Below are 14,759 nucleotides of genomic sequence, written 5' to 3' on the forward strand. Positions count from 1 at the left end.
CATTCGTGGTCATGATTTCCTGCGATAAAGGATGAACCGGGTTGATTCTTCGGTGCGCTCAAACTGCGCCGACAGGATCTGCTCCACCATGTCCTTCAGCCAGTCATACTCATAGGTCGCACCGCGATCCAAAATGAATTGGTCGGCCCCGGCAAAGCTCCGCGTAACGTGGTCCGGGCTGAACGTATCCCGGAAGGGGAGGAAGTAGCTCTTGGGTGCTCTGCCAACGGCCGCAAGAACGAGCCAGTCCTGGTCCGACAACAGCAACATGCGACCATCGGGAGGCTCGACCCTGTTGACCAGGTCGATGTCGCTGCCATCGAGCCGGACCGTGACCTGTCCCGCTCCGCGTCCCAGCCTCAGGCTGGCTATGCTCGGATATTGCAAGTACGAGCGCAGTCCGATCGTCACGCTCTGTTGACGATCCTGCGCGCACAGAAGCACGGTGACCGAGAGCGCTGCCGTTGCCGCCAACGACAGGGCAGGGATGATTTGCGAAGTCATTCGACCGAAGGCGGCGCGGAATGCCGATCGGCACCACCATGCGCAAACGGCAAGATAAGCAAAGGCGTTTTGCTGCCATACCGCGTCAAGTGACCGGTTCATCCACTTTGCCATGAAAACCAGCGCGACGAGAGACAGTACCAGCAGATAGGCGCGCTCGATGTTGCGGCAGCCGGCCCACGTTGCGGCGACGCTGACGACTGTGCCTATGGCCATCGCCGGCAAGATCAACTGGTAGACTGTCCCGAATCCGGGATGCCAGTTGATCGTCACCCCGACCCAATTCGAGACGCTGTGCAGGCCGATCGGGGCGAGCAAGACGTGCAGGAAGTCCATCGAAAGTACGGCCGGACCGAAGGCGGCGACGAACAATACGAGCAGGATGACGGCAGACAGTCCGGTGAATGCCACGACCTCCCAAGGCCAGCGCTTTTCCAGCACCCGCGCCGACAATGCCGTGCAGCCGACCAGCCAGGTATAAATCCCCGTCTCGGTATTCCAGAAGATCGAAACCGCGCAGACGGCAGACAGCGCCGCCAAAGACCAGCCTGAAGGCTGGATCATAAAGCGCGCAAGAATGCCCGTGGCGATGAACACGAACATGTACCTGATGGCGAGCGAAGACGGTCCGGCGAACGCGTCCCCCGCGCCATATTGACAGAGTGCGAGAAATACGAAGGCCAGGAGAAACGGCAGCGCCCTGTTCTGGAAGAAGTCGCGCAGCACCCAATAGGCCGAGAGGTGATAGATCGCGAGGCAAACCGCAACGAAACCGATGTAACGCAAATACAGGGCGTTCGGGTCGGTGCGCACAAACCGCCCAAACAAATACGAAGGGCCGTATCCATAGAAGGACAGGAAGTCGCGGCCAGGCACCAGGCCATCTGCAAACTGATAGAGCGCCGGTCCGACCAGGAACGATACGGCGTGCGGATTGCCCGCCGCCTCACTGGCCAGACGTTGCACGCTCAGCGGCAGAGTCAGGGCGAGCAGGGCTGTGACGAGCGCTGCGTCGATCCATCCAAATTCGAAGAAGGCGATCGGCCTGACGTCCTCGTCGCCCTTGATGCTGATGGGGGTCCGGATGCGCTTCACGAAAGGGATGAGGACCGCGCCGACCGTGACCGCTAGCGCGACCATTCGAACTCTCTGCTGGAATGCATCTTCCAGAAATGCCTCCAGCGCCACGACAATTGCCAGCGCCGAGACGTGAAACAGGATCAGCGACCGGCCTTCAAAGAATTTCCGGAGCCTGAGTGACGCAAAGGCCGAGAGGCCGCCGATCACATAAAACAGGACATAGAAGATCTTCTCGGCCCGCTTGATTACCGCACTGTCCGCGAAACCCAATTGGACGACTGGAAAGTCCTGCGCGAGATTGGCGCCCATATCCAGCTTGGCAGCGTTCAAGATCAGATAGGCAGAGATGCCGGCCGCAACAGCGCCGACACACGCTCCCCACACCGCAAGAGTCTGAAATCGCCAAAGTCCAAGTTCTGATTTTGTTATTGGCCTAACAAGACGCAACACCATCCCCCGCAAAACTAGCCCTGCGGAAGCTTAAAATAAAAAGAAACCTGTGGCCACCATGACGGGTTTCATGGCCCTCGCCGGAAGACAAGAGGCAGACGTCGGCCACCCCGACCCGAAATCGCAACAGCGCCGGAATCCGGATCGCGACGACGATGGCGGTGAGGTGCTCGGGCCGCCGGTGCCGCGTCAGGCGAAGCCCGACATCACGTCGGAATCGTCCCCTGATATTGCACCAGGCCGTCGTCGAGCTTCAGCCAGGTGGGCTTTTCCGAGACCCAGATGTGCTCGGTCGGCGCGAAGGCGTTGCGGTCGTCGAACACGGAGAGGGACACGCCCGCCAGCGTCCCATTGCGTCGCCAGGCGAACAGGCGCGTGCCGCAGCGCTTGCAGAACACGCGGTCGATGGCCTCGGACGACGCATAGCGCTCGGTCTCGCCTTCGACGCTCAGCGCGCGCTGGTCGAACTGCGCGCGGGCGAAGAAGGGCGAGCCCATCGCTTTCTGACACAGACGGCAATGGCAGACGCGAACGTTGAGCGGCTCGCCCTCCGCCTTGAACCGCACCGCGCCGCACAGGCACCCGCCTTCCCGGATCATGCTGTCCTCAATAGGTTGCGCGTCCGCCGGAAATGTCGAACACCGCGCCGGTCGAGAAAGCACAGTCTTCGGACGCGAGCCAGGCCACCATCGCGGCGAGCTCTTCGACCAGAACGAAGCGCCCCTTCGGAATCTTCGACAGCATGAAATCGATGTGCTGCTGTGTCATCTGGTCGAAGATCGCAGTCTTGGCCGCGGCCGGCGTCACCGCATTGACGAGGATGTCGTGTGCGGCGAGCTCCTTGCCGAGCGATTTGGTCAGCGCGATCAGGCCAGCCTTGGAGGCCGAATAGTGCGAGGCGTTCGGATTGCCTTCCTTGCCGGCGATGGAGGCGATGTTCACGATGCGCCCGTATTTCTGCTTGAGCATCGCGGGCACGATCGCCTTGCAGACGATGAAGGGACCGTCGAGGTTGATGCGCAGCACCTTGCGCCATTCCTCCAGATCGGTCTCCCAGACCGGCTTGTTGACGCCGGCGATGCCGGCGTTGTTGACGAGGATGTCGATCTTGCCGAACGCGGCCAGCGTCGCATCGCGCGCCTGCTCGACGGCTGCGGTATCGGTGACGTCGACCTTGAAGACTTTGGTCTCGCCGCCGATCTCCTTCGCCGTCTTCTCGGCCAGCGCGGCGTCGAAATCCCAAATCGCGACCTTGGCGCCGGAGGCGGCGAAGCGCTGGGTGATGGCGCGGCCAAAGCCCTGCGCGCCGCCGGTGACGATGGCGACGCGGCCGTCGAGGTCGATCTTGTTCATGAGACTGATCCCCAGGCGTCAGAGCATGTAGCCGCCGTCGACGACGAGGTCGACGCCAGTGGTGAAGGCGCTCTCGTCGCTGCCGAGATAGACGGCCATGTTGGCGATCTCCTCGGCGGTGCCGAGCCGGCCCATCTTCTGGCGGGAGATGAACATCTCCTTGCCCTGCGGTCCCTGTGCGGCGGCGCGGTCGAGCATCGAGGGCGTCTCGACGGTGCCGGGGCAGATCGAGTTGCAGCGGATGCCCTTGGTGATGAAGTCGAGCGCGACCGCACGCGACAGCAGCGACACGGCAGCCTTCGACGAGCTGTAGACGTAGCGGTTCGCCGGCGGTCGCAGCGCGGCGCAGGACGAGATGTTGACGATGCTGCCGCCGCCGCCCGCGAGCATCTCGGGCAGGAAGGCCTTGATGGTCCGGTGCATCGACTTGACGTTGAGGTCGAACGAGAAGTCGAAATCCTCCTCCGAGCACTCCAGGATGGTGCCGTGGTGCACGAAGCCGGCTGCATTGAGCAGGATGTCGATCCTGCCGACGCGCTTTGCAAAAGCGTTGACGTCGGCGGTGTTGCGGACGTCGAGCTTGGCGACCTCGGCGATGCCTTCCTTGGTCAGATCGGCGATGCCGGCTTCATTGATGTCGGTCGCAATGACCGTTGCGCCTTCACGCGCGAATGCGAGGGCGCAGGCGCGCCCGATGCCGGCGGCTGCCGCCGTGACGACGGCACGTTTGCCCTTGAGGCGGTTGGCCATGTTCTTGTTCTCCTCACCTTGAATTTGATTTCAGTGCCGTAGCCCGGATGAGCACGCAAGCGCGATATCCGGGAGCGGATATCCCGGGTGTCGCTTCGCTCACCCGGGCTATGCGTGCCTATCTCAGTGATTATCCCGCGCCACGCCGAACGTGCCGGCGACGTTCTGGTAGCGGGTGGCCAGCTCCATGCAGGCACCGGTCGATTGCTGGCCGACGGTGTTGCGATAGATCTCCTGCCACGGCGTCTGGTTCGGCGGGTGCTTGAAGCCGCCATTGGCCTTGAGCTCGGCGTGACGCTTCTTCAGTTCCTCGTCCGAGATCAGGATGTTGGCGCTGCCCTTGTTGAGGTCGACGCGGACCTTGTCGCCGGTCTTGAGCACCGCAAGGCCGCCATTGGCTGCAGCTTCCGGCGAGGCGTTCAGGATCGAGGGCGAGCCCGAGGTGCCGGACTGGCGGCCGTCGCCGATGCAGGGCAGGGACAGGATGCCGCGTTTGATCAGCGCTGCCGGCGGCTGCATGTTCACGACTTCGGCTCCACCGGGATAGCCGATCGGCCCGGTGCCGCGGATGAACAGCACGCAGCGCTCGTCGATGTCGAGCGAGGCATCATCGATCCGCGCGTGATAGTCCTCGGGTCCCTCGAACACGATGGCGCGGCCCTCGAAGGCGTTCAGGTCCTTCGGATTGCTGAGATAGCGGTCGCGGAATTCCTTGGAGATGACCGAGGTCTTCATGATCGCCGAATCGAACAGATTGCCCTTCAGCACCAGGAAGCCGGCATCCTTCACCAGCGGCTTGTCGTAGGCCCAGATCACGTCGTTGTCGGGCTTCGGCGCATCCTTGCAGTTCTCGCCGATGCCGCGGCCGTTGACGGTGACGGCGTCCTCATGGATGCGCTTGTGCTTCATCAATTCGCGCACCACCGCCGGCACGCCGCCGGCGCGGTGGAATTCCTCGCCGAGATAGAAGCCGGCAGGCTGCATGTTGACCAGCAGCGGCACGTCGTGGCCGACCTTCTGCCAGTCCTCGATGGTGAGCTCGACGCCGATGTGGCGGGCCAGCGCGTTGATGTGGATCGGCGCGTTGGTCGAGCCGCCGATCGCCGAATTGATCACGATGCAGTTCTCGAACGCCTTACGGGTCAGGATGTCCGAGGGTTTGAGGTCTTCCCACACCATCTCGACGGCGCGCTTGCCGGTCTCGTAGGCGATCTGGCCGCGCTCGCGATAGGGCGCGGGGATCGCAGCACATCCCGGCAGCGAGAAGCCGAGCGCTTCGGCAAGACCGTTCATGGTCGACGCCGTGCCCATGGTGTTGCAATGGCCGACCGACGGCGCGGAAGAGGCCACGATCTCCATGAACTCTTCATAGTCGATCTCGCCCGCGGCAAGCCGCTCGCGCGACTTCCAGACGATGGTGCCGGAGCCGGTGCGCTCGCCGGCGTGCCAGCCGTTGAGCATCGGGCCGCCCGACAGCACGATCGCGGGGAGGTTGACGGTCGCAGCCGCCATCATGCAGGCCGGCGTGGTCTTGTCGCAGCCTGTGGTGAGCACGACGCCGTCCAGCGGATAGCCGTAGAGGATCTCGACCAGGCCGAGATAGGCGAGGTTGCGGTCGAGTGCCGCGGTCGGGCGTTTGCCGGTCTCCTGGATCGGATGGGTCGGGAATTCCATCGCGATGCCGCCGGCCTCGCGGATGCCCTCTCGCACGCGATGGGCAAGCTCGATGTGGTGGCGGTTGCAGGGAGAGAGGTCGTTGCCGGTCTGGGCGATGCCGATGATCGGCTTGCCGGACTGCAGCTCGGCACGGGTGAGGCCGTAATTGAGGTAGCGCTCCATGTAGAGCGCGGTCATGCCCGGGTTATGCGGGTTGTTGAACCATTCCTGCGAGCGAAGATGGCGGCGGGAGCCGTTGCCGGCGGGCACATGCCCATTGGTTGGTTTTTTTGTCATTGGTTTCTCCTGCAATGCAAACGCACTGGCGTCCGTCCACTTACATCAGCCTTGGGGCGTCGGCTTGCGCGATGCCCAACGGTGCGAATGACGGATCGCTGGCCCGCTGGCGGGTCGTTTCCTCACAAAAGCGATACTAGTCACGGCTACTTGGTAACGCTACCATTTTGTTCGTCCCGCCCGCGCCTGAAACGGCTGGCCTGCTGTCCGAATGGCGCGGCAACGAGCTTTGCCGTTCGATCACCCTGAAGCCGAGATCGAGCACCGGCTGCTCCGGGCGATGTCCGTCGATCGCCTCGATGAGCATGGTGGCGGCCGTTTTGCCCATCTCGTAGCGGTTGGTGCGCACGCTGGTGAGGGTGGGGACGGCGGAGGCCATGAATTCCAGGTCGTTGAAGCCGACGATCGCGATCTGCTCGGGCACGGCGATCTCGCGGCGCCGGCATTCGAACAGCACGCCGAGCGCGAGGTCGTCATTGGCGCAGAACACCGCATCGAGATCGGGCTCGCGCGCCAGGAGATCGGTGAACAGCGCGCCGCCCAGCGTCACCGAGGTCGGCGTCGCCGTGGTGACGACGAGGCGCTGCTCGAACGACCCGGCGTCCTTCATGGCCGAGACATATCCGTCCAGCCGCCGCTGCACCCTGGGATCCATGCGCGCCCCGACGAAGCCGATCTTGCGGCGGCCCTGTTCGAACAGGTGCGCAACCGCTGCGCGGGCTGCATCATAGTGCGAAAAGCCGATCATCATGTCGACCGGGTCGGGGCCGATCTCCATGATCTGAACGATCGGGCAATCGGCGGCCTCGAGCATGGCGCGCGATTCCGGGGTCTGGTCGATGCCCGTGACGATCAGCCCTGCAGGCTGTTGCGCGAGAAACAGCCGCAGCAGCTTTTCTTCCTGGAGAATGCTGTAGCGCGTGTTGGACAACTGGATCGAGTAGCGGCTGCCTTCGGACGCGTCGTAGATGCCGCGCAGCACGTCCGAGAACACGTTGTTGGTGAGAGAGGGAATCAGGACGCCGATAACTTCGGTACGCTGCGAGGCCAGCGCGCGTGCAGCAAGGTTAGGCACATAGCCGAGCTCCTTGGCCGCGCTCTCCACCCGTGTCCGCTTGCCGATCGACAGGGCCTCCGGATTGCGGAAGAACCGGGACGCCGTGATCGGGCTGACGCCGGCAAGCTCGGCGACTTCGGCCAGCCGGATCTTGCCTGACTTGGTGCGTTTTCGACCCATTTGTTGCTCTTAACACAGTCATTCCTGCAAACAAAGGAACGTTGACAGCGCTACCAGCAACGACTAACCAAAGACAAATTGCCAAAACCGCACAAACTGCCGACAATGTTGCTCGCTAAAAGTGGGCCGTGTTCGGTAAAGTCTGAAAAAACAAGACGGTCGCGGCGCTAAAGGCGTCGGGGACTTTCGAGGAGGGAGCTAGATGTCGTCTGTGCAAATCCGCGACGTGCGGAAATCGTTCGGTAATTTTGAAGTCCTGCACGGCGTAACTGTACCGATCGAGGACGGCCAGTTCGTCGTTCTGGTCGGCCCCTCCGGCTGCGGCAAGTCGACGCTTCTGCGCATGCTCGCCGGTCTCGAGAACATCACCTCCGGCACGATCTCGATCGGTGACCGCGTCGTCAACAATGTCCAGCCCAAGGAGCGGGACATTGCGATGGTCTTCCAGAACTACGCGCTCTATCCGCACATGACGGTCGCCGACAACATGGGTTTCTCGCTGAAGCTGCGGAATGCAGGCGCCGACGAGATCAACAAGCGCGTCAAGCGCGCCGCCGAGATCCTCGCGCTGGGGCCGCTGCTCGATCGCTATCCGCGCCAGCTCTCCGGCGGTCAGCGCCAGCGTGTCGCGATGGGCCGCGCCATCGTGCGTGATCCGCAAGTCTTTCTGTTCGACGAGCCGTTGTCCAATCTCGACGCCAAGCTGCGCGTCGCCATGCGCACCGAGATCAAGGAGCTGCACCAGCGGCTAAAGACGACGACCGTCTACGTCACCCACGACCAGATCGAAGCCATGACCATGGCCGACAAGATCGTCGTCATGCATGACGGCATCGTCGAGCAGATGGGCACGCCGCTCGAGCTCTATGACAAGCCCGACAACCAGTTCGTCGCCGGCTTCATCGGCTCGCCCGCGATGAACTTCCTGAAGGGGCATGTGCGGGTCAACGGCGTTGCGACCTTCGAGGGGCCGAACGGCGTCAAGCTGCCGCTCAAGACCGCGCCCGCGGCATCCGACGGCCGTCCCGCGGTCTACGGCGTGCGGCCCGAGCATTTCACCATCGCCGACGACGGCGCCGAAGCCGAGATCGTGGTGGTCGAGCCGACCGGCTCGGAGACGCAGGTGTTCGCCAAGATCGGCGGCGAGCAGGTCGTCGCGGTGTTCCGCGAACGCCACCAGTTCAATCCGGGCGACAAGATCCGGCTGAAGCCCGAGCCGTCGCTGGTGCATCTGTTCGACGAGACGACGGGAAAGCGCCTGAACGCGTAGCGTAAGACCAAGTCGAGACAATAAAAAAGCATCACAGGGAGGACACCATGCAAGACTTTACCCGCCGGACTCTGCTTCAAGGCGGAACGGCATTGGCTGCGACCGGCATGCTCACCGGGCCGGCACTGTTCGATTTCGCCAAAGCCTGGGCACAGAGCTCGCCTTGGAAGGCGGAGCCCGGCGCCAAGCTGACCGTGATGCGCTGGAAGCGCTTCGTGCCGGCCGAGGACGATGCGTTCAACGCCATGGTCGCCGCGTTCAAGACCGCCACCGGCACCGAGATGAATGTGTTCAGCGAATCCTTCGAGGACGTGCAGCCGAAGGCCTCGGTTGCGGCCAACACCGGCTCCGGACTCGATCTCGCCTGGGGCCTGCACACGCTGCCGCAGCTGTTCCCCACCAAAGTGCTGAAGATGAACGACGTCGCCGATTATCTCGGCAAGAAATACGGCGGCTGGACCGATGCGGCCGCCAAGACCTGCAAGCAGGGCAACGACTGGCTCGGCATTCCCGTCGCGACCAACGGCGGTTACATGACGTACCGCAAGTCCGCGCTCGAAAAGGCCGGGTTCAAGGAATTCCCGAAGGATTTTCCGGGCTTCCTCGAGATGTGCAAGGCGCTGAAGAAGAACAACACGCCGGCCGGCTTCGCGCTCGGGCATGCCTCGGGCGACGGCAATTCGTGGCTGCACTGGGTCCTCTGGGGACACGGCGCCTACACCGTCGACCAGAACGACAAGATCGTCATCAATTCGCCGGAGACGGCGAAGGCGCTGGAATATTGCAAGGCGCTGTACGACGCCTTCATCCCGGGCACGGCGTCCTGGAACGATTCCTCCAACAACAAGGCGTTCCTCGCCGGCGAGCTCTATTGCACGGCGAACGGCATCTCGATCTACGTTGCCGCCAAGACCGATGCGAGCAAGAAGGAGCTGGCCGAGGACACCTATCACGCGCTCTGGCCGGTCGGACCGGTCGGCAAGCCGACCGAGCTGCAGCTTGCGCTGCCGATCCTCGCCTTCAACTTCACCAAATATCCGAATGCGGCAAAGGCTTTCATCGCCTTCATGCTGGAGAAGGAGAACTACGAGAAGTGGCTGGACGGCGCGCAGGGCTATCTGACCCAGACCCTGAACGCCTATGAGTCGGCGCCGATCTGGAAGGCCGATCCCAAGAACGAGGTGTTCTCGCAGGCCTCCAAGCGCACGCTGCCGGCGGCCGGTATCGGCACTGTCGGCGAAAAGGCGGCAACCGCGATCGCCGACTTCATTGTCGTCGACATGTTCGCCAATTACTGCACCGGCACCAAGGATGCGAAGGGCTCGATGGCGGAAGCCGAGCGCCAGCTCAAGCGCATCTATCGCTGATAGTCACGGGGCGGCCGGCCCATCCGGCCGGCCGCTCTTCAACATTTCGATCAGGGATATCGGGCATGGCTGATGTCGCACTTCCCCGGGCCAAGCCTCAGATGATCGAGGACAGCGCCTGGACCCGGCTCAAACACAATCGTAACTGGCTCGGCTTCTGGTTCATGGTGCCGGCCATGGCGTTCCTGATCTTCTTCCTGGCCTATCCGCTGGGGCTCGGCATCTGGCTGTCCTTCACCGACACCCGCATCGGCAGGGTGGGGCAGTTCGTCGGCACCGAGAACTATGAATGGCTGTGGGACGATTCCATCTTCTGGCTGTCGGTGTTCAACACACTGCTCTACACCACCGTCGCCAGCGCCATCAAATTCGCGGTCGGGCTCTATCTGGCGCTGCTGCTGAACGAGAACATGCCGTTCAAGGCGATGCTGCGCGCGATGGTGCTGATCCCCTTCATCGTGCCGACGGTGCTCTCGGCGCTGGCGTTCTGGTGGATCTTCGATTCGCAATTCTCCATCATCTCCTGGTCGCTGAAGCATCTCGGCCTGATCAACCAGAACATCAACTTCCTCGGCGACACGACCTGGGCACGCATCTGCGTGATCTTCGCCAATATCTGGCGCGGCGTGCCGTTCGTGGCGATCACGCTGCTGGCGGGCCTGCAGACGGTGTCGCCGTCGCTCTATGAAGCCGCCACGCTCGACGGTGCCACGCGCTGGCAGAATTTCCGCTTCATCACCTATCCGCTGCTGACGCCGATCATCGCCGTCGTGATGACCTTCTCGGTGCTGTTCACCTTCACCGACTTCCAGCTGATCTGGGCGATGACGCGCGGCGGTCCGGTCAACGCCACCCATCTGATGGCGACGCTGTCCTACCAGCGCGCGATCATCGCCGGGCAGCTCGGGGAGGGGGCTGCGATCTCGAGCGCCATGATTCCGTTCCTGCTCGCCGCGATCATGGTGTCATGGTTCGGCCTGCAGCGTCGCAAGTGGCAGCAGGGGGAGAACAATGACTGATCCCCGCTCCGTTTCCGTCTCTTTTGCGCGAACGGGGCAAGCCCCGCGCGTGCCGTCGCACATGGCAACAGGGAGAGAACAATGACCGATCTTCCTGCCTCGAAAGTCGATCTCAAGTCCGTCCTGGCGACGCCCGCGCGCGTCGATAACAGCGAAGGCATGAGCTATCTGCAGTCGGTGCCGCGCCGGCTCGTGACGCTGTATCTGCCGCTCACGATCATCGTCGTCGTCCTGCTGTTTCCGTTCTACTGGATGGCGCTGACCTCGGTGAAGCCGGACGACCAGCTGCTCGATCTCGACAAGTTCAACCCGTTCTGGACCTGGAATCCGACCTTCAAGCATTTCCACAAGCTGCTGTTCGAGAGCTACTATCCGCACTGGCTCTGGAACACGATGTACGTGGCGATCTGCGCCACGATGCTCTCGATCATCGCATCGGTGTTGGCTGCCTACGCCATCGTGCGCCTGCGCTACAAGGGCGCCAATCTCGTCGGCGGGCTGATCTTCCTCGCTTATCTGGTGCCGCCGTCGATCCTGTTCATCCCGCTCGCCACCGTCGTTTTCCAGTACGGCCTGTTCGATTCGCCGCTGGCGCTGATCCTGACCTATCCGACCATCCTGATCCCGTTCTCGACCTGGCTCTTGATGGGCTATTTCAAGACCATCCCGTTCGAGCTCGAGGAATGCGCGCTGATCGACGGGGCGAGCCGCTGGCAGATCCTGGTCAAGATCGTCCTGCCGCTCGCGATCCCCGGCCTGATCTCCGCGTTCATTTTCTGCTTCACGCTGTGCTGGAACGAGTTCATCTACGCGTTGACCTTCCTGCAGTCGACCAGCAACAAGACGGTGCCGGTCGCGATCGTCAACGAGTTCGTGGACGGTGACATCTACCGCTGGGGCTCGCTGATGGCCGGAGCCCTGGCCGGCTCGCTGCCGCTCGTCATCCTTTACGCTTTCTTCGTGGAGCATTATGTGTCCGCGATGACCGGCGCCGTGAAGGAATAGTCGCGGCCGCTGCCACGGGAGCGCGCTGGAGACGGCGCGTTCCGGCCAATAAGAAGGAGTTGAGCTCTTGCACATTCTGGTTCTCGGCGCCGCCGGCATGGTCGGCCGCAAACTCTGTGAACGGCTGCTGCGTGACGGCCGGCTCGGCAAGAGCGACATCACCAAGCTGACCCTGCATGACGTGGTCGAGCCCAAGCAGCCGGAAAAGGCCGGCTTTCCGGTCGAGACGGTGTCGGGCGATTTCGCCGTGCCGGGCGCGGCCGAGAAGCTGATCGCCGGCCGCCCGGACGTGATCTTCCATCTCGCCGCGATCGTCTCGGGCGAGGCCGAGCTCGATTTCGACAAGGGCTACCGCATCAATCTCGATGGCACGCGGATGCTGCTTGACGCCGTCAGGCTCGTCGGCGGCGGCTACAAGCCACGCGTGGTGTTCACGTCCTCGATCGCGGTGTTCGGCGCGCCGTTTCCGGATGCGATCGGCGACGAGTTCTTCCACACCCCGCTGCTGAGCTACGGCACCCAGAAGGCGATCGGCGAACTCCTGCTGGCCGACTATTCGCGCCGCGGCTTCCTCGACGGCATCGGCATTCGCCTGCCGACCATCTGCATCCGGCCCGGCCTGCCCAACAAGGCGGCATCGGGCTTCTTCTCCAACATCCTGCGCGAGCCGCTGGCCGGCAAGGAGGCGATCCTTCCGGTGTCCGAGGACGTTCGTCACTGGCACGCCACGCCGCGCTCCGCGGTCGGTTTCCTGCTGCACGCCGGCACCATGGACCTCGACAAGGTCGGCCCGCGCCGCAACCTGACCATGCCGGGCCTGTCGGCGACGGTCGGCGAGCAGATCGCCGCCTTGAAGCGGGTTGCGGGCGACAAGGTCGCCGCGCGCATCAAGCGCGAGCCTGATCCGTTCATCGTCGGTATCGTCGGCGGCTGGCCGCGCAATTTCAATGCGAAGCGGTCGCTCGAACTCGGTTTCACCACCGCCGAGAAGACCTTCGACGACATCATCCGCATCCACATCGAAGACGAGCTCGGCGGCAATTTCGTCGCCTGATCTCCGGCAGGGCGGGTCTCCGAGATGGCGAGCGTTGCTTGCATCGGCGAATGCATGGTCGAGCTCAGGCAGGCGCAAAGTGGCGCATCTGCCGGGCAGGGCGGCGGTCTGTACTCGCGCGGCTTCGGCGGTGATACCCTCAACACCGCCGTCTATCTGGCGCGGCTGGAGGTCAAGGTCGACTATCTCACCGCGCTCGGCGACGATGCTCTGAGCGACGAGATGATCGCGGCCTGGACCGCGGAGAACGTCGGCACACGCCGCGTCGTGCGGCTCGCGGGCAAGCTGCCCGGCCTCTACATGATTCAGACGGATGCAAAGGGGGAACGCCAGTTCTTCCACTGGCGCGACAGCGCGGCGGCGCGGCTGCTGATGAGCCTGCCGGAGACCGGCGAGCTGCTCAACTCGCTGATGAGCTACGACATCATCTATCTCTCCGCGATCACGCTCTCGATCTACGACGCTCCCGGGCGCGAGCGCCTGTTCGCGGCGATCAAGCGCGCGCGCCTGCTCGGCACCCGCTTCGTGTTCGACACCAATTTTCGCGCACGCGGCTGGCCTGATCGCGACGTCGCCCGCGAGGTGTTCGATGCGGCCTTCGCGGCCGCCGACATCGTGCTGACCTCGACCGAGGACCTGCTCGCGCTCTATCCCGGCGAAAGCAACGATCAGCTGATGGCGCGCATCCCGACGCCGGAGCTGGTGTTCCGCCTCGCCGAACCCGTCAGCCTGCTGCGTTTTCCGGGGACCACCCATGAGGTCCGCGCCGAACCGATGACCAACCCTGTGGTCGACACCACGGCGGCCGGCGACAGCTTTGCCGCGGCTTATATCGCGGCCCGGCTCGCCGGTTCCGACCCGGTCGAGGCCGCCCAGGCCGGGCATCGCCTCGCCAGCGTCGTGATCTGCTATGCCGGCGCCATCATTCCGGGCTATGCCATGCCGCCGAAGAAACGGCACCGGCCGGGGGCCCCGCGTCAAGCCACCAAGTGAACGACCAAATAAAGATCGAGACCCATGACCACGACCGCCCAACAGAACCACCTTGCCGCGCTGTTCAAGGCGGCGACCGTGATCCCCGTGCTCACCATCGAGCGCATCCAGGATGCCGTCCCGCTGGCGCGTGCGCTGGTCGCCGGCGGCGTCCGCACGCTGGAGGTGACCATGCGCACGCCCGTTGCGATCGAGGCGGCGCGGGCGATGATGGCCGAAGTCCCCGAGGCGGTGGTCGGCATCGGCACGATCCTCAATCCGGCCGATTTCGTCCGTGTCGAGAAGCTCGGCGTCGCCTTCGCCATCAGCCCGGGCCTGACCCCGGATCTCCTCAAGGCCGCAGCCCACAGCTCCCTGCCGTTCGCGCCGGGCATTGCCACGGCGTCCGAGCTGATGATGGCGCTGTCGCACGGCTTCGACGTCGCAAAGTTCTTCCCGGCCGAGCAGGCCGGCGGCATCAAGGGCCTCCGTTCGCTCGGCGGACCGTTCCCGAACGTGCGGTTCTGCCCGACCGGCGGCATCGGCGAGGCCAATGCGGCGAGCTGGCTCGCCGAGTCCAACGTGGTCTGCGTCGGCGGTTCCTGGCTGTGCCCGGCCGCCGAGATCAAGGCCGGGAACTGGGCCGGCATAACTGCCATCTGCCAGCGCACCCTCAAGGCCCTGAAACCCGCGTGAAGTCTTGCCATCCCTGAGCTAAGACTTAGCTCAGGAAGAGACCCCCAGG

At 63.6% G+C, this 14,759-nt stretch carries 13 protein-coding genes; 7 read left to right on the plus strand and 6 right to left on the minus strand.

The window, feature by feature from the left end:
• Positions 1–9 precede the first annotated feature (9 nt).
• The 6 genes from CIT40_RS14015 to gntR all read right to left on the minus strand — a co-directional run bounded on the left by CIT40_RS14015 (position 10) and on the right by gntR (position 7,327).
• A complete protein-coding gene (locus CIT40_RS14015; RefSeq protein ID WP_148667194.1) occupies positions 10–1,914 on the minus strand; it encodes a hypothetical protein in 1,905 nt (634 codons plus the stop codon).
• A gap of 326 nt (positions 1,915–2,240) precedes the next feature.
• Positions 2,241–2,633 carry a GFA family protein gene (locus CIT40_RS14020; protein ID WP_094896532.1) on the minus strand — a complete coding sequence of 131 codons (393 nt, stop codon included), beginning with the start codon at positions 2,631–2,633 and terminating at the stop codon, positions 2,241–2,243.
• A 7-nt stretch (positions 2,634–2,640) separates the two neighbouring features.
• Positions 2,641–3,387 carry an SDR family NAD(P)-dependent oxidoreductase gene (locus CIT40_RS14025; RefSeq protein ID WP_094896533.1) on the minus strand — a complete coding sequence of 249 codons (747 nt, stop codon included), beginning with the start codon at positions 3,385–3,387 and terminating at the stop codon, positions 2,641–2,643.
• 18 nt (positions 3,388–3,405) lie between these two features.
• A complete protein-coding gene (locus tag CIT40_RS14030) occupies positions 3,406–4,137 on the minus strand; it encodes an SDR family oxidoreductase (protein ID WP_094896534.1) in 732 nt (243 codons plus the stop codon).
• A gap of 123 nt (positions 4,138–4,260) precedes the next feature.
• Complete coding sequence (locus CIT40_RS14035; protein WP_094896535.1) at positions 4,261–6,090, minus strand: IlvD/Edd family dehydratase; 1,830 nt, start codon at positions 6,088–6,090, stop codon at positions 4,261–4,263.
• 136 nt (positions 6,091–6,226) lie between these two features.
• On the minus strand, positions 6,227–7,327 hold the full coding sequence (gntR, locus tag CIT40_RS14040) for an HTH-type transcriptional regulator GntR (RefSeq protein ID WP_094896536.1): 1,101 nt from the start codon (positions 7,325–7,327) through the stop codon (positions 6,227–6,229).
• A gap of 202 nt (positions 7,328–7,529) precedes the next feature.
• Between gntR and CIT40_RS14045 the strand changes: the two genes are divergently transcribed.
• The 7 genes from CIT40_RS14045 to eda all read left to right on the plus strand — a co-directional run bounded on the left by CIT40_RS14045 (position 7,530) and on the right by eda (position 14,710).
• Positions 7,530–8,597, plus strand: a complete 1,068-nt coding sequence (locus tag CIT40_RS14045) for an ABC transporter ATP-binding protein (RefSeq protein WP_094896537.1) — start codon at positions 7,530–7,532, stop codon at positions 8,595–8,597.
• Positions 8,598–8,644: 47 nt separating this feature from the next.
• A complete protein-coding gene (locus CIT40_RS14050) occupies positions 8,645–9,964 on the plus strand; it encodes an ABC transporter substrate-binding protein (protein ID WP_094896538.1) in 1,320 nt (439 codons plus the stop codon).
• 65 nt (positions 9,965–10,029) lie between these two features.
• On the plus strand, positions 10,030–10,983 hold the full coding sequence (locus CIT40_RS14055; protein ID WP_094896539.1) for a carbohydrate ABC transporter permease: 954 nt from the start codon (positions 10,030–10,032) through the stop codon (positions 10,981–10,983).
• Between the two features lie 81 nt (positions 10,984–11,064).
• Complete coding sequence (locus CIT40_RS14060; protein WP_094896540.1) at positions 11,065–11,988, plus strand: carbohydrate ABC transporter permease; 924 nt, start codon at positions 11,065–11,067, stop codon at positions 11,986–11,988.
• 67 nt (positions 11,989–12,055) lie between these two features.
• Positions 12,056–13,042 (plus strand): D-erythronate dehydrogenase, encoded by a 987-nt coding sequence (denD, locus tag CIT40_RS14065; RefSeq protein ID WP_094896541.1) that lies wholly within the window; start codon positions 12,056–12,058, stop codon positions 13,040–13,042.
• A 24-nt stretch (positions 13,043–13,066) separates the two neighbouring features.
• Entirely contained in the window at positions 13,067–14,035 is a 969-nt protein-coding gene (locus CIT40_RS14070; RefSeq protein ID WP_094896542.1) for a sugar kinase, read from the plus strand.
• A gap of 24 nt (positions 14,036–14,059) precedes the next feature.
• Entirely contained in the window at positions 14,060–14,710 is a 651-nt protein-coding gene (gene eda / locus CIT40_RS14075) for a bifunctional 4-hydroxy-2-oxoglutarate aldolase/2-dehydro-3-deoxy-phosphogluconate aldolase (RefSeq protein ID WP_094896543.1), read from the plus strand.
• Positions 14,711–14,759: the final 49 nt, after the last annotated feature.

The organism is Bradyrhizobium amphicarpaeae (genome assembly GCF_002266435.3).
Taxonomy (GTDB): domain Bacteria; phylum Pseudomonadota; class Alphaproteobacteria; order Rhizobiales; family Xanthobacteraceae; genus Bradyrhizobium; species Bradyrhizobium amphicarpaeae.